The following is a 23,999-nucleotide window of genomic DNA, read 5'->3' on the forward strand; positions in this document are numbered from 1 at the left end:
AACGGCCGAGAATTCCTGCGGTGGCCGCCGCGGTGCGGAAACGTCACGCCGGGCGGGCCGGGATAGCCTGCCTCCTCGGCGGGGTGTCCCGCCCGCAACCAGCCCGTCGCCCCCGGCACGGGACCGCAGCACCATGGACCGCGATGCCGACGACCAACGACGAAACCCCTGCGCCCCGCGCCCGCAGACCCCTCGGCCGCGGGCCGGGCGCGGGCCCGGTGGGGCCGGGTGGGCCCGGGGTGCGGGACGAGCTCGGGGTGCCGGACGAGCCCGGGGTGCCGGGCGGGCGCGAGGTGTCCGAGGGACCTGCGGCGCCTGAGGAGCCCGTGGTGTCGGACGGGCCCGCGGCGTCCGATGAGCCTGTGGTGCACGATGTGCCCGGGCAGGCGGGCGGGGGCGCGGCGCCGAGGGAGTCCGGGACACCGGACGGGGCGTCGGCCAACGAGGCGCCGGACCGGTCTGTGGTCACGGGGGTGCCGGACGAGTCCGCGGTCGCCGAGGTGCCGGAGGCTGCCGGTGCACCGGAGGCGGCCATCGCCGGGGAAGACCCCGCCGCTGCCCCCGATGCCGATCCCGCCGAGGCTCCGCCCGAGAACGGCGACGGCCGTTTCACCCTCCGGCTGGACAACTTCGAGGGGCCCTTCGATCTTCTGCTGCAGTTGATCTCGAAGCACAAGCTGGACGTCACCGAGGTCGCGCTGTCGAAGGTGACCGACGAGTTCATGGCGCACATCCGTGCCATGGGGCCGGACTGGGACCTGGACCAGACCACGGAGTTCCTGGTCGTCGCGGCGACGCTGCTGGATCTGAAGGCGGCCCGGCTGCTGCCCGCGGCCGAAGTGGAGGACGAGGCGGACCTCGCCCTCCTGGAGGCCCGCGATCTGCTCTTCGCCCGGCTGCTGCAGTACCGCGCCTACAAGCGGATCGCGGACATCTTCAGCGGCAGGCTGGCGGACGAGGCCCGCTGCCACCCCCGTACGGTCGGCCTGGAGCCGCAGCTCGCCGAGCTGCTGCCCGAAGTCGTCATCAGCACAGGGGCGGAGGGCTTCGCCAAGCTCGCGGTGAAGGCGATGCAGCCCAAGGCGCGGCCGCAGGTCTATGTCGACCACATCCACGCGCCGCTGGTGAGCGTGCGGGAGCAGGCCGAGGTGGTGATGGCGCGGCTGCGGGAGGCGGGTGAGTGCGGCTTCCAGGAGCTGTGTGCGGACGCACCGGACACCCTCACCGTCGTGGCGCGCTTCCTGGCCCTGCTGGAGCTCTACCGGGAGCGGGTGGTCGTCCTGGACCAGGACGAGGCCCTGGGGGCGCTGACGGTCCGCTGGACGGGCACGGAAGGGGCCGAGCCGGTGGTCACCGACGAGTTCGACCAGGAACCGGGGGAGCGCGCCGCCGAGGCGGAGCGGACGGAGCGAGCAGGAGAGGAGCGGGCATGAGCGGCGGGGCCGGTGGCGAGGCGTACGACATCACGGAGACCGGTGCGGGCGGCACCCCGGGAGAGCGGCCCGGTGTGCCGGCCGGGACACCGGTCGTCGCCGAGCTGGAGCTGAGGCCCGCGCTGGAGGCCGTCCTCATGGTCGTCGACGAGCCCGCGACCGAGGAACACCTGGCCAGAGTGCTGCAGCGGCCCCGCCGCGCGGTCGCGCTGGCGCTGCGTGAGCTGTCCGACGACTACACCCGCCAGGGGCGCGGTTTCGATCTGCGCCTGGTGGCCGGCGGCTGGCGCTTCTACTCCCGTGCCGCGTACGCGGATGCGGTGGAGAGCTTCGTCCTGGACGGGCAGCAGGCCCGGCTCACCCAGGCCGCATTGGAGACTCTGGCCGTGGTCGCGTACCGTCAGCCGGTCAGCCGTTCCCGTGTCTCGGCCGTACGCGGCGTGAACTGTGACGGTGTGATGCGCACGCTCCTCCAGCGCGGCCTGGTGGAGGAGGCGGGGACGGAACCTGAAACAGGTGCGATCCTGTACAGGACGACGAATTACTTTCTGGAGCGGATGGGCCTGCGCGGCCTGGACGAGCTCCCTGAGCTCGCACCGTTCCTCCCGGAGGCGGACGCGGTCGAGGGCGACTCCCCGGAAGGTATCCCGTCGTTCGACGTAGACGACAGCGGCGACTCTCAGACGGATCATTGATGCGAAGCAGCGGCAGGAACAACGACAGCGGGCGGGGCAACTACCGCGGCGCGGGCAACCAGAGGGACGAGAAGCAGCAGCGCGCCGGCCGTCCCCGTCCCGAGGAGCGTCGCTACGACGTCGGCGGAACCGGTGGCCCGGGCGGCAAGGACGAGCGCGGCGGGTCCAAGGGCGGCGGCCCCAAGAGCGGCGGTCCGAAGAGCGGCGGCAGCCGGGGCGCGGCGGCCCGTGGCGGCGCCAAGGGCGGCCCGCGGACCGGCGCCAAGTCCGGCCCCGGTGCGAAGGGCGGTCCCAAGGGCGGCCCGCAGCGCGGCCGCGGCCAGGCGCCCGCCCGGCCCCGTGAGTACGACGCCCAGGTCGAGGAGCGCAACCGCGCCCGCCACAACAAGCCGCAGGTCAAGACCCCCAAGACCTTCGGCGACCAGGAGGGCGAGCGGCTGCAGAAGGTGCTGGCCAGGGCCGGTATGGGCTCGCGGCGGGCCTGCGAGGAGCTGATCGACCAGGCCCGGGTCGAGGTCAACGGCCAGATCGTCATGGAGCAGGGCGTCCGGGTCGACCCGGAGAAGGACGAGATCAAGGTCGACGGCCTGACGGTCGCCACCCAGTCGTACCTCTTCTTCGCGCTGAACAAGCCGGCCGGTGTCGTCTCCACGATGGAGGACCCCGACGGCCGCCAGTGCCTGGGCGACTACGTCACCAACCGTGAGACGCGGCTGTTCCACGTCGGCCGGCTGGACACCGAGACCGAGGGCATCATCCTGCTCACCAACCACGGTGAGCTGGCACACCGCCTGACGCACCCGCGCTACGGCGTCAAGAAGACCTACCTGGCCGCGATCCAGGGTCCGCTCCCGCGTGACCTGGGCAAGCAGCTCAAGGACGGCATCCAGCTGGAGGACGGGTACGCCCGCGCCGACCACTTCCGGGTCGTGGAGAACACCGGCAAGAACTACCTCGTCGAGGTCACGCTCCACGAAGGCCGTAAGCACATCGTGCGCCGGATGCTCTCCGAGGCCGGCTTCCCGGTCGACAAGCTCGTCCGCACGAGCTTCGGCCCGATCGCCCTCGGCGACCAGAAGTCGGGCTGGCTCCGCCGGATGACGAACACGGAGGTCGGCATGCTGATGCGCGAGGTTGAGCTGTAGCCCACGTTTTCGGCTTTCCCGCCGTAGTGGCTTCTCGCCGTTGCGGGTCCGCTGCGCGGGGCGTGGGCTCGGGTGACGCTTGCGAGTGCCTCGCCGTTGCGCCTGCGGCGGGCGGGGTTGTTGTTGGGTGCGGTGACGGGCCTCCGGGGCCGGTGTGTGGGACTGCTTCGCTTTACGTCCCACACACCGGCCCCTCCGGCCCGTCCCCTCCCGTTGGGGGAGTAAGTGACGGTGGGTGGGGGCGGGCGTCCGTAGACGGCACTTTCACTCCTGCTTCGCGAGGAGCACCGGACCACCGGCGGGCACCCCCACCAAGGCTTTTCCCACCACCCGCGGAGGTCCGTCACCGCACCCCGACAGCCCCGCGCAGCGGACCCGGCCCGCCGCAGGCGCAACGGCGAGGGCACCCGCAAACATCACCCGCGCCCAAGCCCCGCGCAGCGGACCCGCAACGGCGAGAAGCCAACTACGGCGGGACAGCCGAAAACGTGGGAGGCGAGCCAAGCGCGGACGCGCGCCTCGCGCGGAACAAGAAGTCCGCCACCCGGGCCCGGTCCGGCTCGGGCGGCAAGGGGGAGCCGGAGACCGCCGCCTCGGCCTCTTCGGACAGGCGCGCCATACGGCGCTCCACCGTGGCCCAGGGGACCTCGCCGCGGCGGACCGCGAGCAGGTCCTCCCGGTTTTGGCCGACGTCCAGTGTGAGCACACCCGTGCGGAGCAGATCGCGGGAGGAGGCCAGCAGGCGCAGCAGATGCATGGCGTGCTTCCAGCGGGGTGCGCCGCGCTGCCGTACGTCGGCGCGCAGTTGCTTCAGCTGGCTGCCGGCGTAGCCCGCGAACGTGCGGTGGACCTGTCTGGACAGGAACGCCTCGCGCAGGGCGAGCAGCTCCCGGCCAGTGGCGTCGATCCGCTCGACGAGGGGGGAGTGCAGGCATTCCAGGACGGTGGGGTTGGCGCGCAGGGCCAGCTGGCAGAAGCGCTCCAGCTCCCAGGAGAACTCCTCCTCGCGCGGCCCGTCCACATGGGTCGGCGGCTTCTCGAAGCCCCAGAAGAGCCGGGTGGGGGCGAGGAACACCCCGCGGCGGTCGGTGTCACTGGTCTCCGTGGCCAGACCGAAGGCACGCGAGCCCATCACACAGGCGTAGACGGTGTGCTCGGTGACCAGGGAGTGACCTGCGGCGGCTTCGGACATGGCGGCGATTGTCGCTGGCGGGGAGGGGGAATGTCATCAGGTTTCGGAGGGGCGGTTGCCGGCCGGCCGGGGGCCTGGCCACTGTCGGTGCACGGGCGGCAGCGGGGGGCGCGGAGAGCCGAGCCCGCGCCCGTCGGGCCTCCCGCCGCCGTACGGATTGTCCGTGCGGCTGGTTACGCTGATCAGTGCGCGCACAGGTGCGTGACGCGGCACATAACGCAAGGGGAGCAGTGACGTGGCGGTACGAGCGGTCCGCGGGGCCGTCCAGCTGGAGCGGGACGACGCGGGGCACATGCAGGAGCAGGTCGGCGAGCTGCTCACCGCCATCCTCGAGCGCAACGACCTGCGCGCGGACGACCTGATCAGTGTGTGGTTCACCGCCACCCCCGATCTGCACAGCGACTTCCCGGCCGCCGCCGCGCGCGCCCTGGGCATCACGGACGTCCCGCTGATCTGCGCCCAGGAGCTGGACATCGCCGGCGCCATGGAGCGCGTGGTGCGGGTGCTCGCCCATGTCGAGACCGATCTGTCCAAGGCCGGGATCGCCCATGTCTACCTCGGCGCGGCCGGGGCGCTGCGGAAGGACATCGCGCAGTGAGGACCGCACTCGTCATCGGAACGGGCCTGATCGGCACCTCGGCCGCGCTCGCCCTCAACGCGCGGGGCGTCCAGGTGTACCTGGAGGACCACGACCAGGCCCAGGCCCTGACGGCCGCCGCGCTCGGCGCGGGTACCGCAGAGGCGCCCCCGGGACCGGTCGATCTGGCCATCGTGGCCGTGCCGCCGGCCCATGTGGCGACGGCGCTGGCGGACGCGATGCGGCGCCGTGTGGCCCGTGCCTACATCGACGTCGCCAGCGTCAAGGGCGGCCCGCGCCGCGAGCTGGAGGCGATGGGCCGTGATCTGTCCGGCTACCTCGGCACCCACCCGATGGCGGGCAAGGAGCGCTCCGGCCCGCTGGCCGCCACCGCCGACCTCTTCGAGGGCCGTCCCTGGGTGCTCACCCCGACCCGCGACGGCGATACCGAGGTGCTCAACCTCGCCCTGGAGCTGGTCGCGCTGTGCCGCGCCGTCCCGGTGGTGATGGACGCGGACGCACACGACCGCGCCGTCGCCCTCGTCTCGCACACCCCGCAGCTGCTCTCCAGCCTCGTCGCCGCCCGCCTCAAGGGCGCCGACGAGACCGCCGTACGCCTCTGCGGCCAGGGCATCCGGGATGTGACGCGGATCGCGGCCTCCGATCCCGCGATGTGGATCGACATCCTGTCCGCGAATCCGGGCCCGGTCGCCGATGTCCTGGCGGAGATCGCGGCCGACCTGGACGAGACCGTACGGTCCCTGCGCGCCCTGGAGTCCGCCGACGACGAGAAGCGCGGCGGCGGCGTCAGCGGGATCGAGGACGTGCTCCGCCGCGGCAACGCCGGCCGGGAGCGGGTGCCCGGCAAGCACGGCGCCGCCCCGGCCACGTACGAGATCGTCGCCGTCCACATCGGTGACCAGCCCGGTGAGCTGGCCCGGATCTTCGCCGACGCCGGCCGGGCCGGGGTCAATATCGAGGACGTCCGCATCGAGCACGCCACCGGCCAGCAGGCGGGCTTCATCCAGCTCATGGTCGAGCCGCAGGCGGTGCCGGGGCTGACCGCGGAGCTGCGGGAGCGGGGCTGGTCGATCCGGCAGTGACACCGTGGACGGCACCGTGCGGGTGAGCCAGTAACCTTGTCCGAGGCCCTTATGGCCCTTGGACCCCCGCCCCGTGTACAAGAAAGGTGTTCGTCACCGTGGAAACCGCCGCTCGGACCGCCCCGGCAGCAGTGATTGTCGCCATCGACGGCCCCGCAGGCACGGGCAAGTCCAGCACGTCCAAGGCCGTCGCCGCCAAGCTCGGCCTCGGCTACCTCGACACCGGCGCCCAGTACCGTGCGATCACCTGGTGGATGCTGACCAACGGGATCGACGTCAAGGACGCGACCGCGGTGGCCGACGCCGCCGCCAAGCCCGTGATCGTCTCCGGCACCGACCCGGCCGCCCCGACCATCACGGTCGACGGCCTGGACGCCGCGGGCCCGATCCGCACCCAGGAGGTCACCGCCGCGGTCAGCGCGGTCAGCGCCGTCCCCGAGGTACGGACCCTGATCACCGACCTGCAGCGCAGCATCGCCGCCGAGGCGCCGAACGGCATCGTCGTCGAGGGCCGGGACATCGGCATCACCGTCCTGCCCGACGCCGACCTCAAGGTCTTCCTCACCGCCTCCCCGGAGGCGCGGGCGGCCCGCCGCAGCGGCGAGCTCAAGGGCAAGGAGGCCGCCGACCTGGCCGCCACCCGCGAGGCGCTGGTCAAGCGTGACGCCGCCGACTCCGGCCGGAAGACCTCCCCGCTGGCCAAGGCGGACGACGCCGTCGAGGTGGACACCACCGAGCTGACGCTGGACCAGGTCATCGAGTGCGTGGTCACCCTCATCGAGGGCGCCGGCGCCGAAAAGGCAGGGCGGGCCGCCCGGTGACCGACAGCGGCAGGGCGCCGAGCGCGGCGGGTGCCGCGGTCGGCCGCCGGATCGGCATCGGCCTGATGTACGGGCTGTGGCGGCCGCGGGTGCTGGGCGCCTGGCGGGTGCCGTCCGCCGGCCCGGTGATCCTCGCCGTCAACCATGCGCACGGCCTCGACGGCCCGATGCTGATGGGCACCGCGCCGCGGCCGGTGCACTTCCTGATCAAGAAGGAAGCCTTCGTCGGCCCGCTGGACCCGTTCCTGCGGGGCATCGGGCAGCTGAAGGTGGACCGTAACACCGCCGACCGCAAGGCGATCACCGACGCCCTCGGGGTGCTGGCGCAGGGCGGAGTGCTGGGGATCTTCCCGGAAGGCACCCGCGGCGAGGGCGACTTCGCCTCCCTGCGGGCCGGGCTGGCGTACTTCGCGGTGCGCTCCGGGGCCCCGGTCGTGCCGGTGGCGGTGCTCGGCAGCAAGGAGCGGCAGAGCCGGCTGACCCCGGCCGTGCCGCCGCTGCGGTCCCGCGTCGATGTCGTCTTCGGCGACGCCTTCGAGGCGGGCGACGGAAGCGGCCGGCGCACCCGTAAGGCGCTCGACGAGGCGACCGTACGGATCCAGGAGCGGCTGACCGCCCACCTGGCAGAGGCCAGGCGCCTGACCGGGCGCTGAACCAGACTTGAGTAGTGGGCCGCGGACGAGCGGCCCACCGATCACGATGATGAACGAGGAACGGACTTCATGAACGACCAGATCCCTACCGGCGACGAGCACGGTGCGCTTGGCGACGCCGAGTACGCGGAGTTCATGGAGCTCGCCGCGGAGGAGGGCTTCGATCTCGAGGAGGTCGAGGGTGACATCGCCGCGGCCGGCCACGGCCCGCTGCCCGTCCTCGCCGTCATCGGCCGCCCCAATGTCGGCAAGTCGACCCTGGTGAACCGCATCATCGGCCGCCGGGAAGCGGTCGTCGAGGACAAGCCGGGCGTCACCCGCGACCGCGTCACGTACGAGGCCGACTGGAACGGCCGCCGCTTCAAGGTCGTCGACACCGGCGGCTGGGAGCAGGACGTCCTCGGCATCGACGCCTCCGTCGCGATGCAGGCCGAGTTCGCCATCGAGGCCGCGGACGCGGTCGTCTTCGTCGTCGACGCCAAGGTCGGCGCGACCGACACCGACGAGGCCGTGGTCAAGCTGCTACGCCGCGCCGGCAAGCCCGTCGTCCTGGTCGCCAACAAGGTCGACGGCCCGTCGGGCGAGGCCGACGCCGCCATGCTGTGGTCGCTGGGCCTCGGCGAGCCGCACCCGGTCTCCGCGCTGCACGGCCGGGGCACCGGCGACATGCTCGACGCCGCGCTGGACGCGCTGCCCGAGGCCCCCGCGCAGACCTTCGGCACGGCCCTCGGCGGCCCCCGCCGCATCGCGCTGATCGGCCGTCCGAACGTCGGCAAGTCGTCGCTGCTGAACAAGGTCGCCGGCGAGGAGCGGGTGGTCGTCAACGAGATCGCCGGCACCACCCGCGACCCGGTCGACGAGATGATCGAACTGGGCGGCAAGACCTGGAAGTTCGTGGACACCGCCGGTATCCGCCGCCGGGTGCACCTCCAGGAAGGCGCCGACTACTACGCCTCGCTGCGCACCGCGGCGGCCGTCGAGAAGGCCGAGGTCGCCGTCGTCCTGATCGACGCGTCCGAGTCCATCAGCGTCCAGGACCAGCGCATCATCACGATGGCCGTGGAGGCCGGACGCGCCCTGGTCATCGCCTACAACAAGTGGGACACCCTCGACGAGGAGCGCCGCTTCTACCTGGAGCGGGAGATCGAGCGGGACCTCGTGCAGATCCCCTGGGCGATGCGGGTGAACGTCTCCGCGCGCACCGGCCGGCACATGGAGAAGCTGGTCCCGGCGATCGAGACCGCGCTGGCCGGCTGGGAGACCCGTATCCCCACCGGGCGGCTGAACGCCTTCCTCGGTGAGATCGTCGCCTCCCACCCGCACCCGATCCGCGGCGGCAAGCAGCCCCGCATCCTCTTCGGCACCCAGGCGGGCACCAAGCCGCCGCGCTTCGTCCTCTTCGCCTCCGGCTTCCTGGAGGCCGGCTACCGCCGCTTCATCGAGCGGCGGCTGCGGGAGGAGTTCAGCTTCGACGGCACCCCGATCCACATCTCCGTGCGGGTGCGCGAGAAGCGCAGCAAGAAGAAGTAGCGGCGGTTCCCGGGCCGTGCGGACGGATCAGCGTCCGTGCGGCCGGGCGTCCCGCTGTGCCGGTGGCAGCGCCGCCGGGACATGCCCCCGGGGGTGGTAGGGCTGCCGGCTCACGACCTCCCAGTGGCCCGCGGAGCCCGGGGTACGGCTCCAGTTCCCGCGCAGCGCCTCCGAGATCTCCGGCTCGTCCGTACGGTCCCCGGGCAGGGCCCGGAAGCTGCGGCGGTACTCGGCGTACAGCGCGTCATAGATCGGCGTGGCCGACCCATGGTCCGTTCCGTGTTCGTGCGACGGGCGCATGCCGGGGATCGGGTGGGTGTACGGGGCGCGGGAAGAGGGGTCGTATGCGTGCACGTATGTGCCAACGACCCCGATGGCCGCGGGATGCGGCTTTCCGGTGGAAATGGCTGATCGCGGGGGCATGACCGTCCGGATTGGCGGTCCTGCCCCCGCGATCGGGTCCGAGGGACTGTCAGGTGCCGGCCAGCGGGATCTCCGCGGCGACCAGGGCGCCCTTCGCCGCGGCGTCCTCCAGCGCCTGCCGCATCAGGTCCTCGCGCGGCTGGTGGCCGATGGTGCCCGCGGGCGCGGCGTACAGCAGCACGGACTGCGCCTTGTTGGCCGCGGCGCGCCAGCCGTCGGAGACCGCCAGCGGCTGGTGGGCCTGCCACCAGGCGGACTGCTGGCCGGAGTTGCCCGGCTGCAGGACGGCGTGCAGCTTGCCCATGGCCAGCAGCGCGGACCAGCCCGGGTTCGGGCCGGGGAGCTGGTTCATGTCCGTCACCGGGTGGAAGCCCTGCTCCAGGAGCAGCGGAAGGAAGTCGTCGTCCGGGCCGACCGAGCCGGGGCGGGCGATCGGGCCGTCGGGCTCGACCACCAGGGCGGGGCGCAGGTCGGCCTCGATGAGCACCAGACCGCAGGTGATCCCGAGGGTCGCCTGGCGGGGGGTGGTGGGGACCGGGGCGGCCGGGGACGGCACCGATCCGGGGGTGCGGGGGGCGGCGTCCTCTCCGGTGATGGAGCGCACGGCTCCCTGGAGCTGCTCCTCCGACACCGGGACGACCTGCGAGGGGATGCAGGTGGCATGGGCGAACGCGAGCACCGCGGTCTCCTCGCCCACGAACAGGACGGTGCTGGTGCGCTCCTGGTCGCTGTCCCCGGGGGTCCGGCAGGAGGTGCAGTCATAGCTGCCGGGGGCGTCGCCACCGGCCAGCAGGCGGTCGGCTTCTTCGTCGCCGATCTCGGCGCGAACGTCGTCGCTGACGTCGAGCATGCGCGGCACGGGTGGCTCCTCGATCTCTGTGCGTCTGCCGGGTGGTCTCCCGGCTCGTACAAGGACAACGGGTGACCTGCGGCAGGAGTCACGCGAGGACGGGAACAGAATCGAACCAATCGCCGCACAGCGGAAAAGCGCGGAAAGCTGTCCCAGAAGCGGTCACTTAACGCCAACTCTTGCGCATAACTTGGCGCAGTCGGCGGCGTTCCGTACGCCGGACCGGGTGGGACCGGGGCGCCGAGGGCGTGGCACGCTGGTCGGCGCCCAAGGGCTGCTTACCGTCACCGGCTATGTCGGACAACTCTTCGGCGCCACGGCGCCTCGTGGGATCCGTCGGGCTGCTCACCGCAGCGGCCGCTGCCCTGGTCCTGGGCCTGCCCGGGGGCGCCGCCGCCGACGGGGACGGCGGCGGGGGCGGCGGCAGGGCCCCATACACCTGCGCCGGCGACCAGTGGCCATGGGGCTGCCTCGCCGAGTGCGAGAGCAGCGGGGACTGGCACATCAACACCGGTAACTCCTTCTACGGCGGCCTGCAGTTCCACCAGCCCACCTGGGAGGACTTCGGCGGCCTCGCCTTCGCGCGGCGGGCCGACCTCGCCTCCCGTGACGAACAGATCGAGATCGCGAAGAAGGTCCAGGCGGCCCAGGGGTGGGGCGCCTGGCCCGAGTGCGCCCGGCGCTACGGGCTGACCGCCAAGAGCCGGACCCATGTCGTACGGAGCGGGGAGACGCTCGGCACGATCGCGCGCAAGTACCGGGTGCAGGGCGGCTGGCGGGCGCTCTACAAGGCCAACCGGACGGCCATCGGCCGCAACCCGGACCGGCTGTCGATCGGTACCGAGCTGCGGCTTCCCTAGGACGCGTCAGTATCCGAGACCCCGGCGGATCGCGACCTCCACCGGTGAGTAGTTCCCGTCGGGCCGTTCGATCCTCGGGTCCTCGCCCGGCCTGGTGTGCAGCGGCGGCTGCGCCATGAAGCGAGGTTCGGTGCCCCGGTGGGGCTGCGCGGCGTGCACGAGGAAGGGGTGGCAGAGGTAGACGTCACCGGCGCGGCCGGTGGCCAGGGCGAGCGGCCGGTGCTCGGTGGCGGGCACGGCGCGCCCGGCGAGTTCCATGAAGGGCAGCCCGGCCTCGCCCTCGGGTCCGAGGAGCGCGGCGACGTCCAGATGGGATCCGACGCGGATCCGGGTGGGCGCGTCGTCGTCCCCCACGTCGGACATCAGGAACAGCATCAGCAGCCAGCGGCCCCTGGACGCGGCGTTCACCCGGTAGGACAGGAAGTCGGCGGGGTCGTCCCCCGGAAAACTCGCGTCGATGTGCCAGCCGTCGTCGCCCGGTTCGTCGTCGCTGCCGAACCGCACCGGGAACGTGCCGAGATCGCCGCGCGGTGCCCAGCGCCCCTTTCCGGCGAGGGCGTCGAACGCGGTGTGCAGCCGGGGCGCGTTGGCGGCGGCCCGGAACGGCTCCTGCCCGTAGAAGCCGAGCCGCACCACGGGGTCCTTCCACGTCGCCGGATCGCCGGGCTCACCCGGTATGTCCCGCCACATGATCTCGCGGCACTCCGCCGCGACCTCCGGCGAGAACGCGCCCTCCACACGGAGAAAACCCTTCTCCACGAACGAGGAGAGGGCGGTGTCATCGAGTGTTGCTTCATCCATTGGCCCACCGTGACACCGGGGCAGGGAGGCGGGCCAGCGAATTTCCGGGGTGCACGGCCACCGGGGCGGAAGCAGGCGAGGCCGTCCGGCGGGCCGTCCCGGGCCCCACGGGCGTCCTGCGCGGCGTCCGGGTCCCGATCCGCCGGGGGCGGAGGGGATTTGCGGCCTAAGGGTTCCATGACCCGCTTACCGATGAACTAACTCTTTCGGAACAAGTTGGCGATAGGCCCAACCGGGAACCCCGATTCGCGGTCCTTCCCTAGAGCAGGGGGCCGCCTCGCGCCATCAGGAGGGGAGCGCGAAGTGGTCCCGGGGGAAGCAGGACCGGCAGACCAGGGGACACGGGGACGGATGCACATCTCATTCCTGATTCACAATGCCTACGGTATCGGGGGGACGATCCGGACGACGTTCAATCTGGCCCGTACGCTCGCCGAACGGCATGACGTCGAGATCGTGTCCGTACTGCGCCACCGCGACGACCCGGTCTTCGACCTGGGCCCCGGTGTCGCGCTGCGGCATCTCGTGGACCTCAGGGAGAGCAGCCCGGACCACGACGGCGCGGATCCCGCGCATGCCCGTCCCGCCAAGGTCTTCCCCGCCGCCGAGGGCCGCTTCGGCCAGTACAGCGAGCTCACCGACCGCCGGATCGCCCAGCATCTGCGCCGGACGGAGGCGGACGTGGTGGTCGGCACCCGGCCCGGCCTCAATGTGCACATCGCCAAGCAGGCGCGCCGCGGCCCGGTGCGGATAGGCCAGGAGCACCTCACCCTGGACACCCACAGCCAGGCGCTCAAGCTGGCGCTGCGCTGCGCCTATCCGCGCCTCGACGCCGTCACCACCGTCACCGAGGCCGACGCCCGCGCCTACCGCCGGACGCTTCGGCTGCCCGGTGTGCGCGTCGAGGCGGTGCCCAACAGCGTGCCGGCGCCCGCTCTTCCGCCCGCCGACGGCAGCGGCAAGTGGGTCGTCGCGGCGGGCCGGCTCGCCCGCGTCAAGCGCTATGACGTCCTCATACGCGCCTTCGCCCAGGTCGCGGCGGAGCGCCCCGACTGGCGGCTGCGGATATACGGCGGCGGCGCCGAGAAGGCCACGCTGCGCGCCCTGATCGACGAACTCGGCCTGTACAACCACGTCTTCCTGATGGGCCCGGCCAACCCCCTGGAGCCCGAGTGGGCCAAGGGCTCGATCGCCGCGGTCTCCTCCAGCCTGGAGTCCTTCGGGATGACCATCGTCGAGGCCATGCGCTGTGGTCTGCCGGTCGTCGCCACCAACTGCCCGCACGGGCCGGGGGAGATCATCGACGACGGGGTGGACGGCAAGCTGGTGCCGGTCGGCAATCCGGAGGCACTGGCCGGTTCGCTGCTGACCCTGATCAACGACGACGCCGCCCGCAAGCGGATGGGCGTGGCCGCGCTGGCCTCGTCGGCACGCTTCGACCCCGCCATGGTCGCCGGGCGCTACGAGGCGCTCTTCGGGGAGCTGCTCGCCCGCAGGCGCGACAGCCGATGGCACAGCAGCCTGCATCGCGCCCGCGGAGCCCTGCTCAGCGGCGCATACGCCACCAAGGATGCGGCCCGCGCCGCGATGAGAGGGGTGCGGACGGTATGACGGCGTCGAGCCAGTTGGCCGTGACCGGACACGAGACGAAGGAGTCCTCCGCCATCGATCAGGAACCCATGGTTCCGGCGAGTTCGGGACCCGAGAGACCCGAGCGGCCGGGTGAGCGGGGCGGCGAAGCGGCTCCGGTGGAGCTGCGGGCCGACTGCATCGCGGACTCCGCGGGCGGCCTCACCTTCGATCTGAACGCCCCTGAGGACCTCCACACCACCTGGAGCGCGGCGCTGGTGCTGCGGCTGCGCGGCGGCGACGGCGCGGACGACGAGGTACGGCTGCCGCTCGGGCCGAACGGTGCCGGGCGGCTGCGCGCCGTCCTGCCCAGCACCGTCGCGCTCGCCGAGGGCCGCTGGAACGCCTACGCCGACCTCGGTGACGGCGGGGACCCCCGGCGTCTGCTGCCCGGTGTCAGTGATCTGCGGTCGCTGGTGGACCGCCGGCCGCTGGCCGGTATCGGCCGGCTCGGTGTGCGCATCCCGTACGCGACGAAGTTCGGCAATCTCGCCCTGCGCAGCTGGCTGCGCGGTCCGCACGCCGAGGCCGGAGACATCCTCGTCGAGCCCGACGGCATGACGGTCTCCGGCCGGCTCTACGGTGCCGTCCCGGCCGCCGGAGCCCGTGTGGAGGCCCGTGTGCGCCGTACCCCGGCGTCCCCGGACGCGGCACCGGACCCCGTCACCGTCCCGCTGACCGTCGAGGGCGCCGAGTTCACCTTCACGCTGCCCTATGAGGAGCTGGCCGGCCGCTGGGAGCGGGGCAACGAGCCGTGGGACCTGTGGCTGCGCCCCGCCGAGGGCGCCCGGCCGGTGCGTATCGCCCGCCTCCTGGACGATGTCGCCGACAAGAAGCAGGTGTTCAGCTACCCGGCACTGCCGGTGCCGGCCGCCGCGGGAGAGCTCAGGGTCGGCCCGTATTACACGCTCGACAACGACCTGGCCCTACGGGTCGCCGGGCCGGCCGAGAGCTGACGGAGCGCAGGCCGCGGGCCCGGTCCCGTATCGAGGACCGTGGCTGTCCGCAAGGGCTGCGAGACTCGGGCCATGTTGGAGACCTCGGCACGTCTGCTCCGCCTGCTCTCCCTGCTGCAGGCCCACCGGGAGTGGTCCGGCGCGGAGCTCGCCGGCCGGCTCGAAGTCACCCCGCGCACGGTGCGCCGGGACATCGACCGGCTGCGCGAGCTGGGCTACCCCGTCCACTCCGCGCCCGGGACGGCTGGCGGCTACCGCCTCGGTGCGGGCGCCGAACTCCCACCGCTGCTGCTGGACGACGAGGAGGCGGTGGCGGTCGCGGTCGGGCTGCGCACCGCCGCGGCCGGTGGTGTCGACGGCATCGAGGAGGCCTCCGTACGGGCGCTGGCGAAGCTGGAGCAGGTGCTGCCGCACCGGCTGCGGCGCCGGGTCGGTGCGCTGACCGCCTTCACGGTGCCGATACTCGACGCGGGCGGCCCCCGGGCCGACCCGCACACCCTCACCGAGCTCGCGCACGCCTGCCGGGACGGCCAGCGGTTCCGCTGCGACTACACCGCCCATGACGGCACGGTCTCCCGCCGCACCGTGGAACCGCACCGCCTGGTCTGCGCCCGGCGCCACTGGTACCTCGTCGCCTGGGACGTGGACCGCGCGGACTGGCGCACCTTCCGTGCCGACCGCATCACCCCCACCCCGCCGCACGGGCCGCGCTTCACACCCCGTGAGCCCCCGGCCGAGGACCTCGCCGCGTATGTCTCCCAGGGCATCTCCACCCGCGTCTACGCGCGCCGGGCCACCGTGCTGCTGCATGCCCCGCTGGAGCGGGCCGCGGAGCGCCTCAGCCCGGCCGCCGGGGTGCTCGAAGCGGTCGACGAGCAGCACTGTCTGCTGCGTACCGGGGCGCACAGTCTCGAACTGATGGTGCTCCACATCGTGCTGACGGGTTTTGACTTCGAGGTCCGTGAGCCGCCGGAGCTTGTCGGCCAGGTACGGGAGATCAGGGACCGTTTGTCCCGGGCGCTGGCACCGTCACCGGCTGCTTCCCCACCTCCGGATGGTGCAGATCGAACGCGGGAGCCTCGGAGCGGATCCTCGGCAGGGTCGTGAAGTTGTGCCGGGGCGGTGGTGAGGAGGTCGCCCACTCCAGGGACCGGCCGAAGCCCCAGGGGTCGTCCCTGGTGATCCTGGCGCCGTACTGGGTCGTCTTCCAGACGTTGTAGAGGAAGGGCAGCGTGGACAGGCCGAGCAGGAAGGAGCCGACGGTGGAGAAGGTGTTCAGCGCCGTGAAGCCGTCGGCGGCCAGATAGTCGGCGTACCGGCGGGGCATGCCCTCCACCCCCAGCCAGTGCTGGACGAGGAATGTGGTGTGGAAGCCGACGAACAGCGTCCAGAAATGGATCTTTCCCAGGCGTTCGTCGAGCATCTTGCCGGTGAATTTCGGCCACCAGAAGTAGAAGCCCGCGTAGGTGGCGAAGACGACCGTCCCGAAGACGACGTAGTGGAAGTGGCCGACGACGAAGTACGAGTCGGTGACATGGAAGTCCATCGGCGGTGAGGCCAGGATGACGCCGGTCAGCCCGCCGAACAGGAAGCTCACCAGGAACCCGATCGACCAGAGCATCGGCGTCTCGAACGACACCGAGCCGTGCCACATGGTGCCGATCCAGTTGAAGAACTTCACCCCGGTCGGTGCCGCGATCAGGAACGACATGATGGAGAAGAACGGCAGCAGCACCGCCCCGGTCACGAACATGTGGTGCGCCCAGACCATCACCGACAGGGCCGTGATGGCCATCGTCGCGCCGATCAGCATGGTGTAGCCGAAGATCGGCTTGCGGGAGAAGACCGGGATGATCTCCGTGATGATGCCGAAGAACGGCAGCGCGATGATGTAGACCTCGGGATGGCCGAAGAACCAGAACAGGTGCTGCCACAGCAGCGCCCCGCCCCACTGCGCGTCGAAGACCACCGCACCGAACTGCCGGTCCGCCTCCAGCACCAGCAGCGCGGCCGCCAGCACGGGGAAGGCCATCAGCACCAGGATCGAGGTGAAGAGGATGTTCCAGGTGAACACCGGCATCCGGAACATCGTCATGCCGGGCGCCCGCAGCACGATGATCGTGGTGATGAAGTTGACGGCCCCGAGGATGGTGCCGAACCCGGCGAGCGCCAGGCCCATGATCCACATATCGGCGCCGATGCCGGGGGAGCGGACCATCGAGTTGAGCGGGGCGTAGGCCGTCCACCCGAAGGCCGGGCCGCCGAAGGGCGTCAGGAAGCTGCCCAGCACGATCAGGCCGCCGAAGAGGAACAGCCAGTACGAGAGCATGTTCAGCCGCGGGAAGGCCACATCGGGCGAGCCGATCTGCAAGGGCATGATCTCGTTCGCGAAACCGGCGAACGCGGGGGTGGCGAACAGCAGCAGCATGATCGTGCCGTGCATGGTCACCGCCTGGTTGAACTGCTCCGCGTTGATGATCTGCAGCCCGGGACGGGCCAGTTCGGCCCGCATCACCATCGCCAGCAGGCCGCCCACCAGGAAGAACCCGAACGCGGTGATCAGGTAGAGGTGACCGATCTTCTTGTGGTCGGTGGTCGTCAGCCAGTCCACCAGCACCGAGCCGAGGCGCCGCGCCGCGGGGGGCCGCACGCTCGCCCGGCCGGTGTCCGTAACCATCCGCTGCACCTCGTTCGTCGACGGTGGACTGGGGCCCGGTCATGATGCTCGCGCGGGGGACGCAGTGCGAGAGGGCGCTCCGGTCCGTTCCGGTGGGATCCGGCGGGGGGGCTGGACGGCGGGGCCGGGGGCGGGGGCGGGCCCGGTAAGCGGGGTGATGGGCGATGTGCGGAAAATGTGTGTGGAGTGTGTCTCCTTGGCTAATTTCCGGACGGCCGATAAAGGCCGTCGGGTAAAGGCAATCCCGAACTGACAGGGGATTGTTTTCGGACGGCGCGTCGCGTTGACCGGATGGACTGAGTCCGTTCCGTGTTCGATCAAGGCGGAATTCCGGCCGATTGATTTTCCACCCGGTTGCGCGGTCACGCGGCGCGTACGGGTGACGGAAGTTCCGGCAAACGCCCGAACGATCGCTGTGACACAAGTGTGACCAATACCGGACCGGGGAGTCACCGAGGCGTGCGAGGGCGGCCCTTCCACGGACCGTCGAGGGCGCCTACGGTGGCTGTCATGGACGTACCGAACCTCCCGGACAACCCTCAGGACGACGTCGAGGCGTATGTCGGCCTCGCCCAGCAGGACGCCGAGGAGCAGGCGAGAGCGCGTGGCTGGACCACCGTCCGCTCGCTGCCGCCGGGCGCCATCATCACGATGGAGTACCTGGCCGGCCGGCTCAACTTCGAGGTCAAGGACGGCGAGGTGCACCGCACCTGGCAGGGCTGAGCACCGCTACCGACGACGAAGGCCCCGGCCGCTCCCAGGAGCGGCCGGGGCCTTCGCTGCGGGGTGAGGGTGTGTGCGTACCGGCCCCGCGGCCCGTGGGGCGGTCAGCCGCTTCCGTTGCGGCCGCGCCCGGACGTCGGACTCATCGGTGTGGTGCGCGGGACGCGGTCCGCGTGCGGCGGCCGCCGGCTGCCCGCCGGGGTGGCCGGAGTGCGCTCCGAGCGGATGGAGTACGGGCGCGACGGGTGGTGCGGCCAGCCGTCCGGGGTGTGCCCGGAGGTGGCACGACCGCCCGTGCCGGCGGAGATCGTCTCGCGGACGAGCACCTCGCCGTCGGAGGCGAGGCGCTGCCGCGACACCCCGGGCGCCAGCGAGCCGGCCGGCAGCGGGCCGCGCAGCGAATCGGGGCGCAGCCGCAGCCACAGCCGCAGCAGGATGCCCATGAGGCGGTCCTCGAACCAGGTGATCGCGGGCTCCAGCCAGGGCATCGCCAGCAGCACCAACAGCCCCGCGGCCCAGCCGAGCAGCACATCGCTGACCCAGTGCGTACCGAGGTAGACCGTGGTCATGCCGACGCCCAGGGCGCCCAGTGCGGCGATCACCGACAGCGTGCGGCGGCGCAGCGAGGTGGTCGCCAGGTAGGCCAGCACACCCCAGGTGACCACGGCGTTCGCGGTGTGACCCGAGGGGAATATGTCGCCGCCGAGCCACATCTCGTGGGAGCCGACCACGGTCGCGTAGTGCGGGCCGAGCCGGCCCATGCCGATCTTGGCGGCGCCCACGGTGATGTTCAGCAGCAGCAGTGAGGCGCCGAGCACCAGCAGCGGGTGGAGGTTGCGCTGACGCCAGCAGCGCCAGCCCAGCCAGGCAGCCACCGCCACCGCGGTCGGTCCGCGCTGGCCCAGTACAACGAAGTAGTCGAGGAAGGCATGGATCTCAGGCCACTGCTTGTAGGGCCTGAAGAACATGACTTGCCAGTCGAGCGTGACCAGCCATGAAGTGGCCAGCACTCCGACCACGATCGCGAGATATACCGCCAGCGTTCCCCACAGCAGCCACAGGCGGGTCCGGGTCATGCGGGGCGGTCGGACGCGATCGGTCGGGCGCTGCTCCTCCATCTGGTCGAGCTTGTCATCGGTACGCACTCAATCGACGTTACCGCGTGTGATGTAGCTGCTTGGTCAAACTGTGCGCTTTGTAATGACGATGTGATGTGGAATGCGTCTCAAACGAGGCTTCGCCGCAGGGATTTGGAGCGGAATTCCCGGCGATTCTCAATCCCTTCCCGGCGTGCGCGTGTCGTCACCCTGAGCGCCTTATCTGCTTTTCCCCTCCGGAGTTTATCGGCTATTTGCTCGCGGGTTGCGCGACGTTTCCGCCCGGCGACCGTCACGGAACGGGGTTCTTTGGTCACACGGCGTGCTGCCGGGGGTGTCACGGGGGGCCCGAGCCGTTCAGCCAGAACGCCCCGTAGGCCGCGGAGCCCGCCGCCACCAGCCCGATGACCAGCCAGGACCACACCGGGCGCCGCCGCGCGAGCGCCACCGCCAGGGGCAGGAGCAGCGGATAGGCTGGCAGCATCAGCCGTGGCTTGGACCCGAAGTAGCCCTTGGCGGTCAGCGCGAGCAGCAGCACCGTCCCGCCGTAGACCGCCAGCGGCAGCGGCTGGCCCTGCCGTACCCCGCGGACGTAGAGCCAGATCACCAGTCCGACGCCGACGGCCAGTCCGAGCCCGGCCGCGAACGTGGGCCCCGACAGCTGCTGCCAGACGAAGGAGCCGAACGCGAGGCCCCCGTCGAAGCCGTTGCCCCAGCCCTCCTGGACCTCCAGATAGCCGGTGAACGAGCCCTGCCGCGCCCCCACCCACAGGAAGAAGCCGCACCAGCCGAGCGGGGCGAGCAGCGCCCCGGGCAGCATGCCCGGGTGCCGGCGCAGCGCCGCGCGCAGCCCCGCCCCGTCGGCCCGCTCCCGCCACAGCGTCACCGCCGCGGTGATCCACACGGCCGCCACCACCGCCGCACCCACCGGGCGGGTCAGCCCGGCCAGCGAGGCCAGCACCCCCGCCCAGACCCAGCGCCCGGTCAGCACGGCGTACACCCCCCAGGCCGCGAGCGCGGTGAACAGCGACTCCGAGTACGCCATCGACTGCACGATCCCCACCGGCAGCGCGGCCCACAGCGCCGCCAGCGCGACCCCGGCCCGCGGCCCGTGCAGCCGCTCACCCGTCGCGTACAGCGCCCAGGCCGCACCCAGCGACGTCACCCAGGCCACCACCATCCCGGCGTCGGCGGCCGACAGCGGGGAGAGCGCCGACAGCCCGCGCTCCAGCCAGGGCAGCAGCGGGAAGAAGGCCAGGTTGGAGTGCACATCGCCGTCGGGCAGCGCGACGGTGTAGCCGTAGCCCTGCTCCGCGACCCGGGAGTACCAGAGAGAGTCCCAGCGGGCGGTCAGCAGCGTGTGCCAGCTCTTGCCGTCGGCCGCCGACCAGAGGGCGAGGACGATGACGCCCAGCGCCCGGATCGCCGCGTACGCCAGCAGCGCGGGCGCGGCCCGGCGCAGCGCGGCCCGTACGACGGGTCCCTCGCACCGGGTCCGGCCGGGAACGGCGACGGAGGCAAGATCGTTCATCGGGACGATTATCCAGGTGGCCGAAGAACGACTGCCGACGGTGGGTGGGGGAACGCGCAGCCCTGCGATGAGCGTCTCATCGTGAGGTGAGCCACGCGGCACTCCTCGGGACTCGCGTAGTCTGACGTCTCAACTCGCCCGTGCCGCCGGTTCGCCCGGGGCGTTTTCGCGCCCTGTTCCGTGGCCGCGAGAGCATGACTGGAGGTGCTGCATGTCCGGGACGACCGCGTCCGGCAGTGGACGGACGGCTGGTGTTCCCCGGCTTTCAGGTGGCGGTGCGAACCGCTGGACCGTGCTGATCGTGCTCTGCGTCAGCCTGCTCTTCGTCGCGCTGGACACCACGATCCTGTACGTCGCCGTGCCCTCGGTCACCGAGGACCTGCGGCCGGGACCGGTCGAGCTCCTCTGGATCGTCGACGTCTATCCGCTGATCGCGGCGTCGCTGCTGATCCTCTTCGGCACCCTCGGCGACCGCGTCGGCCGCCGCCGCATCCTCCTTCTCGGCTACGGCCTCTTCGGCCTGGCCTCGGCCGCCGCCGCGCTCGCGCCCAATCCGCAGATCCTGATGGTGGCCCGTGCCCTGCTCGGCATCGGCGGCGCCATGATCATGCCGGCGACGCTGTCGATCCTGCGGCAGGTCTTCCCCGACCGGCGCGAGCGCGCGGTCGCCATCGGTGTGTGGAGCGCGGTGGCCGCGGTCGGTGCCGCGGTCGGCCCGGTCCTCGGCGGCTTCCTCGTGGAGAACTTCTGGTGGGGCTCGGTCTTCCTCATCAACATCCCGATGATGGCCGCGATGCTGCTGATAGGAGGGTGGCTGCTGCCGGAGTCGCGCGGTGAGCGCAACGGCCCCTGGGACGTGATCGGCGCGATCGTCGCGGCGCTCGGTGTGCTGGGGATCGTCCTCGGCGTCAAGCGGATCGGCAGCGGCGCGGCCGTGGTCGGTCCGACGACGCTGCTGCCCATCGTCCTCGGCGTCCTGCTGCTGATCCTCTTCGTCCGCCGCCAGCGCCGCCGCACGCATCCGCTGATCGATGTGCGGCTGTTCGCCAGGCCCGCGTTCGGCACCTCCGTCGGCTGCATCGTGCTGGCCATGCTCGCCCTGGTGGGTCTGCAGCTGATCGCCGTTCAGTACCTCCAACTCGTCCTCGGACTGAGCCCCCTGCAGACCGGGCTGCGGATGCTGCCGCTGGTCTTCGCCGCGATGGCCGCCGGCCTCACCGGCTCGAAGATGCTGCAGGCCATCGGGCCGCGCGCGATGGTCTCGCTCGGCTTCGTGCTGACCGCCGTCGCGGTGCTCTGTCTGACCGCGATGAGCAGTCAGGACCGCCCCTGGCTGCTGTCCCTGGGCTTTGTGCTGCTCGGCTTCGGCTTCCAGTCCACGCTGTTCGGTGCCTACGAGTCGATGCTCAGCGAGGCTCCCGCCGAGCAGTCCGGCGGTGCCGCCGCGATCGGGGAGACCTCCTACCAGCTCGGCGCCGGTATCGGTGTGGCACTGCTCGGCAGCGTCATGAACGCCGCCTACGCCCCGGGGCTGAACCATGTGGACGGCGTCCCCGAGCGGGCCACCGCCTCGGCGGCGCACTCGCTCGGCGAGGCCTACAAGGTCGCCGCCGGCCTGGGCGGAGCCGCCCGCACCGCGCTGCGGGAGGCCGCCCGGGACTCCTTCGTCCGCGGGCTGCACGTCACCCTCATCGCCAGCGCCGTGCTGCTGCTGGTCGGCGCGGGGATCGCGCTGCGGCTGCCGCGCCGGGCGGCGGACTCCACGGAGCGGGCGGAGGCGGACGGCGAACCCGCCCCGGGCGAGGGCACGGGCGGGGCCGGCCGCGGCAGCAGCGAGCCCGCCCCGGCGAATTCCGGCCGCTGACCCCCGGCTCCCCGCACCGGGCGTACCTGCTCCGCCGCGCGGCGGTGACCCTTGCCGCGCGGCACCGCGGGCCGTACCGTCGGAAGCGGAAATAACTACCACTGCTAGTTTTTCGCGCTGATCCGCCGGAGGCCCCGCCATGTCCGCAAAGCCGTCCTCGACGCTGCCGCCGTTCGACCCCAGCGACCCCCTGGGCCTGGACGATCTGCTGACCGACGAGGACCGGGCGGTCCGGGACACCGTCCGCCGGTGGGCCACCGACCGTGTGCTGCCGGAGATCTCCGACTGGTACGAGCGCGGCGAACTGCCCGGCATCCGCGAACTCGCCCGGGAGCTCGGTTCCCTCGGCGCGCTCGGGATGTCCCTGACCGGCTACGGCTGCGCGGGCTCCTCCGCCGTCCAGTACGGCCTGGCCTGTCTGGAGCTGGAGGCCGCCGACTCCGGTATCCGCTCACTGGTCTCCGTCCAGGGCTCGCTGGCGATGTACGCGATCTGGCGCTTCGGCTCCGAGGAGCAGAAGCAGCAGTGGCTGCCGCGGATGGCCGCCGGCGAGATCATCGGCTGCTTCGGGCTGACCGAGCCCGACATCGGCTCCGACCCCGCCGCGATGCGGACGTACGCCAAGCGCGACGGGGGCGACTGGGTGCTCACCGGGCGCAAGATGTGGATCACCAATGGCTCGGTGGCCGGTGTCGCGGTCGTCTGGGCCCGGACGGACGACGGCATCCGCGGCTTCGTCGTCCCGGCCGGCACCCCCGGCTTCTCGGCCCCCGAGATCAAGCACAAGTGGTCGCTGCGGGCGTCCGTCACCAGCGAACTCGTCCTCGACGAGGTGCGTCTGCCCGCCGACGCCGTACTCCCCGAGGCCACCGGACTGCGCGGCCCGCTCGGCTGTCTCAGCCACGCCCGTTACGGCATCGTCTGGGGCTCCATGGGGGCCGCGCGCGCCAGCTTCGAGGCGGCGCTGGACTACGCGAAGACACGGGAGCAGTTCGGCAAGCCGATCGGGGGCTTCCAGCTCACCCAGGCCAAGCTCGCCGACATGGCGCTCGAACTGCACAAGGGGATCCTGCTGGCCCATCATCTGGGGCAGCGGATGGACGCGGGGCGGCTGCGCCCCGAGCAGATCAGTTTCGGCAAGCTGAACAATGTGCGGGAGGCGATCGAGATCTGCCGCACGGCCCGGACGATCCTCGGTGCCAACGGGATCTCGCTGGAGTACCCCGTCATGCGGCATGCGACCAACCTCGAATCGGTGCTCACCTACGAGGGCACCGTCGAGATGCACCAGCTGGTGCTGGGCAAGGCGCTCACCGGTCTGGACGCCTTCCGGTGAGCGGCCTCGCCCGCTGAGCGGGTCGCCGCACCGCCCGGGGGCCGGTCCGCCGGTGGCTTGTGCCGCGGGCCCCCGGACCCCCGGCCGGACACACGCGGGTCGT

22 protein-coding genes are annotated in these 23,999 nt (G+C 71.9%); 15 read left to right on the forward strand and 7 right to left on the reverse strand.

The window, feature by feature from the left end:
* Positions 1-143 precede the first annotated feature (143 nt).
* The 3 genes from STRNI_RS32090 to STRNI_RS32100 are packed head-to-tail and all read left to right on the forward strand — an operon-like array spanning position 144 to position 3,273.
* Positions 144-1,433, forward strand: coding sequence for a segregation and condensation protein A (locus STRNI_RS32090; RefSeq protein WP_277412471.1), 1,290 nt, complete (start codon positions 144-146; stop codon positions 1,431-1,433).
* Positions 1,430-2,128: an SMC-Scp complex subunit ScpB gene (gene scpB / locus STRNI_RS32095; RefSeq protein ID WP_277412472.1), complete on the forward strand. Its 699-nt coding sequence runs from the start codon at positions 1,430-1,432 to the stop codon at positions 2,126-2,128. The genes STRNI_RS32090 and scpB overlap by 4 nt, the downstream gene beginning before the upstream one ends.
* Positions 2,128-3,273 carry a pseudouridine synthase gene (locus STRNI_RS32100; RefSeq protein ID WP_018087943.1) on the forward strand — a complete coding sequence of 382 codons (1,146 nt, stop codon included), beginning with the start codon at positions 2,128-2,130 and terminating at the stop codon, positions 3,271-3,273. The genes scpB and STRNI_RS32100 overlap by 1 nt, the downstream gene beginning before the upstream one ends.
* Positions 3,274-3,739: 466 nt before the next feature.
* Here the strand turns inward: STRNI_RS32100 and STRNI_RS32105 are convergent, their stop codons facing one another.
* Complete coding sequence (locus STRNI_RS32105; RefSeq protein WP_159490204.1) at positions 3,740-4,465, reverse strand: nucleotidyltransferase domain-containing protein; 726 nt, start codon at positions 4,463-4,465, stop codon at positions 3,740-3,742.
* Between the two features lie 235 nt (positions 4,466-4,700).
* Here STRNI_RS32105 and aroH point away from each other — a divergent pair, with 235 nt between their 5' ends.
* From aroH to der, 5 genes are all read left to right on the forward strand, one after another.
* The gene (aroH, locus tag STRNI_RS32110) at positions 4,701-5,063 is read left to right on the forward strand and encodes a chorismate mutase (protein WP_093647988.1); all 363 of its coding nucleotides are present in this window, start codon (positions 4,701-4,703) and stop codon (positions 5,061-5,063) included.
* Positions 5,060-6,145: a prephenate dehydrogenase gene (locus STRNI_RS32115; protein WP_018087940.1), complete on the forward strand. Its 1,086-nt coding sequence runs from the start codon at positions 5,060-5,062 to the stop codon at positions 6,143-6,145. Before aroH ends, STRNI_RS32115 begins: the two co-directional genes overlap by 4 nt.
* A gap of 86 nt (positions 6,146-6,231) precedes the next feature.
* The gene (cmk, locus tag STRNI_RS32120; RefSeq protein ID WP_018087939.1) at positions 6,232-6,966 is read left to right on the forward strand and encodes a (d)CMP kinase; all 735 of its coding nucleotides are present in this window, start codon (positions 6,232-6,234) and stop codon (positions 6,964-6,966) included.
* Positions 6,963-7,619: a lysophospholipid acyltransferase family protein gene (locus STRNI_RS32125; RefSeq protein ID WP_159490202.1), complete on the forward strand. Its 657-nt coding sequence runs from the start codon at positions 6,963-6,965 to the stop codon at positions 7,617-7,619. Before cmk ends, STRNI_RS32125 begins: the two co-directional genes overlap by 4 nt.
* Positions 7,620-7,688: 69 nt before the next feature.
* Positions 7,689-9,149 (forward strand): ribosome biogenesis GTPase Der, encoded by a 1,461-nt coding sequence (der, locus tag STRNI_RS32130; protein WP_018087937.1) that lies wholly within the window; start codon positions 7,689-7,691, stop codon positions 9,147-9,149.
* 27 nt (positions 9,150-9,176) lie between these two features.
* On the opposite strand, the gene STRNI_RS32135 is transcribed toward der, so the two are convergent.
* Positions 9,177-9,449, reverse strand: coding sequence for a hypothetical protein (locus STRNI_RS32135; RefSeq protein WP_018087936.1), 273 nt, complete (start codon positions 9,447-9,449; stop codon positions 9,177-9,179).
* Positions 9,450-9,621: 172 nt separating this feature from the next.
* Positions 9,622-10,431, reverse strand: coding sequence for a hypothetical protein (locus tag STRNI_RS32140; RefSeq protein WP_018087935.1), 810 nt, complete (start codon positions 10,429-10,431; stop codon positions 9,622-9,624).
* 284 nt (positions 10,432-10,715) lie between these two features.
* Here STRNI_RS32140 and STRNI_RS32145 point away from each other — a divergent pair, with 284 nt between their 5' ends.
* On the forward strand, positions 10,716-11,282 hold the full coding sequence (locus STRNI_RS32145; RefSeq protein ID WP_159490200.1) for a LysM peptidoglycan-binding domain-containing protein: 567 nt from the start codon (positions 10,716-10,718) through the stop codon (positions 11,280-11,282).
* A 6-nt stretch (positions 11,283-11,288) separates the two neighbouring features.
* Here STRNI_RS32145 and STRNI_RS32150 read toward each other — a convergent pair whose 3' ends face one another.
* Positions 11,289-12,083, reverse strand: coding sequence for a phytanoyl-CoA dioxygenase family protein (locus tag STRNI_RS32150; RefSeq protein WP_018087933.1), 795 nt, complete (start codon positions 12,081-12,083; stop codon positions 11,289-11,291).
* A gap of 351 nt (positions 12,084-12,434) precedes the next feature.
* On the opposite strand from STRNI_RS32150, the gene STRNI_RS32155 reads away from it, so the two are divergent.
* The 3 genes from STRNI_RS32155 to STRNI_RS32165 all read left to right on the forward strand — a co-directional run bounded on the left by STRNI_RS32155 (position 12,435) and on the right by STRNI_RS32165 (position 15,775).
* On the forward strand, positions 12,435-13,694 hold the full coding sequence (locus tag STRNI_RS32155) for a glycosyltransferase family 4 protein (protein WP_159490198.1): 1,260 nt from the start codon (positions 12,435-12,437) through the stop codon (positions 13,692-13,694).
* Positions 13,691-14,668 carry a hypothetical protein gene (locus tag STRNI_RS32160; protein ID WP_159490196.1) on the forward strand — a complete coding sequence of 326 codons (978 nt, stop codon included), beginning with the start codon at positions 13,691-13,693 and terminating at the stop codon, positions 14,666-14,668. The genes STRNI_RS32155 and STRNI_RS32160 overlap by 4 nt, the downstream gene beginning before the upstream one ends.
* Positions 14,669-14,740: 72 nt before the next feature.
* Positions 14,741-15,775, forward strand: a complete 1,035-nt coding sequence (locus STRNI_RS32165; protein ID WP_277412473.1) for a helix-turn-helix transcriptional regulator — start codon at positions 14,741-14,743, stop codon at positions 15,773-15,775.
* On the opposite strand, the gene ctaD is transcribed toward STRNI_RS32165, so the two are convergent.
* On the reverse strand, positions 15,666-17,345 hold the full coding sequence (gene ctaD / locus STRNI_RS32170) for an aa3-type cytochrome oxidase subunit I (RefSeq protein WP_109888827.1): 1,680 nt from the start codon (positions 17,343-17,345) through the stop codon (positions 15,666-15,668). The two genes, STRNI_RS32165 and ctaD, sit on opposite strands and share 110 nt — an antisense overlap.
* Positions 17,346-17,855: 510 nt before the next feature.
* Here ctaD and STRNI_RS32175 point away from each other — a divergent pair.
* Positions 17,856-18,068, forward strand: a complete 213-nt coding sequence (locus STRNI_RS32175) for an I78 family peptidase inhibitor (protein ID WP_277412474.1) — start codon at positions 17,856-17,858, stop codon at positions 18,066-18,068.
* A gap of 104 nt (positions 18,069-18,172) precedes the next feature.
* Here STRNI_RS32175 and STRNI_RS32180 read toward each other — a convergent pair whose 3' ends face one another.
* The gene (locus STRNI_RS32180; RefSeq protein WP_277412475.1) at positions 18,173-19,213 is read right to left on the reverse strand and encodes a phosphatase PAP2 family protein; all 1,041 of its coding nucleotides are present in this window, start codon (positions 19,211-19,213) and stop codon (positions 18,173-18,175) included.
* 289 nt (positions 19,214-19,502) lie between these two features.
* Positions 19,503-20,696 (reverse strand): hypothetical protein, encoded by a 1,194-nt coding sequence (locus STRNI_RS32185; RefSeq protein ID WP_277412476.1) that lies wholly within the window; start codon positions 20,694-20,696, stop codon positions 19,503-19,505.
* Between the two features lie 211 nt (positions 20,697-20,907).
* Here STRNI_RS32185 and STRNI_RS32190 point away from each other — a divergent pair, with 211 nt between their 5' ends.
* Together STRNI_RS32190 and STRNI_RS32195 are read left to right on the forward strand one after the other, a co-directional pair.
* Positions 20,908-22,560, forward strand: coding sequence for an MFS transporter (locus STRNI_RS32190; RefSeq protein WP_274734750.1), 1,653 nt, complete (start codon positions 20,908-20,910; stop codon positions 22,558-22,560).
* A gap of 139 nt (positions 22,561-22,699) precedes the next feature.
* Complete coding sequence (locus tag STRNI_RS32195) at positions 22,700-23,896, forward strand: acyl-CoA dehydrogenase family protein (protein ID WP_277412477.1); 1,197 nt, start codon at positions 22,700-22,702, stop codon at positions 23,894-23,896.
* Positions 23,897-23,999 lie beyond the last annotated feature (103 nt).

Source organism: Streptomyces nigrescens (genome assembly GCF_027626975.1).
Lineage (GTDB): Bacteria > Actinomycetota > Actinomycetes > Streptomycetales > Streptomycetaceae > Streptomyces > Streptomyces nigrescens.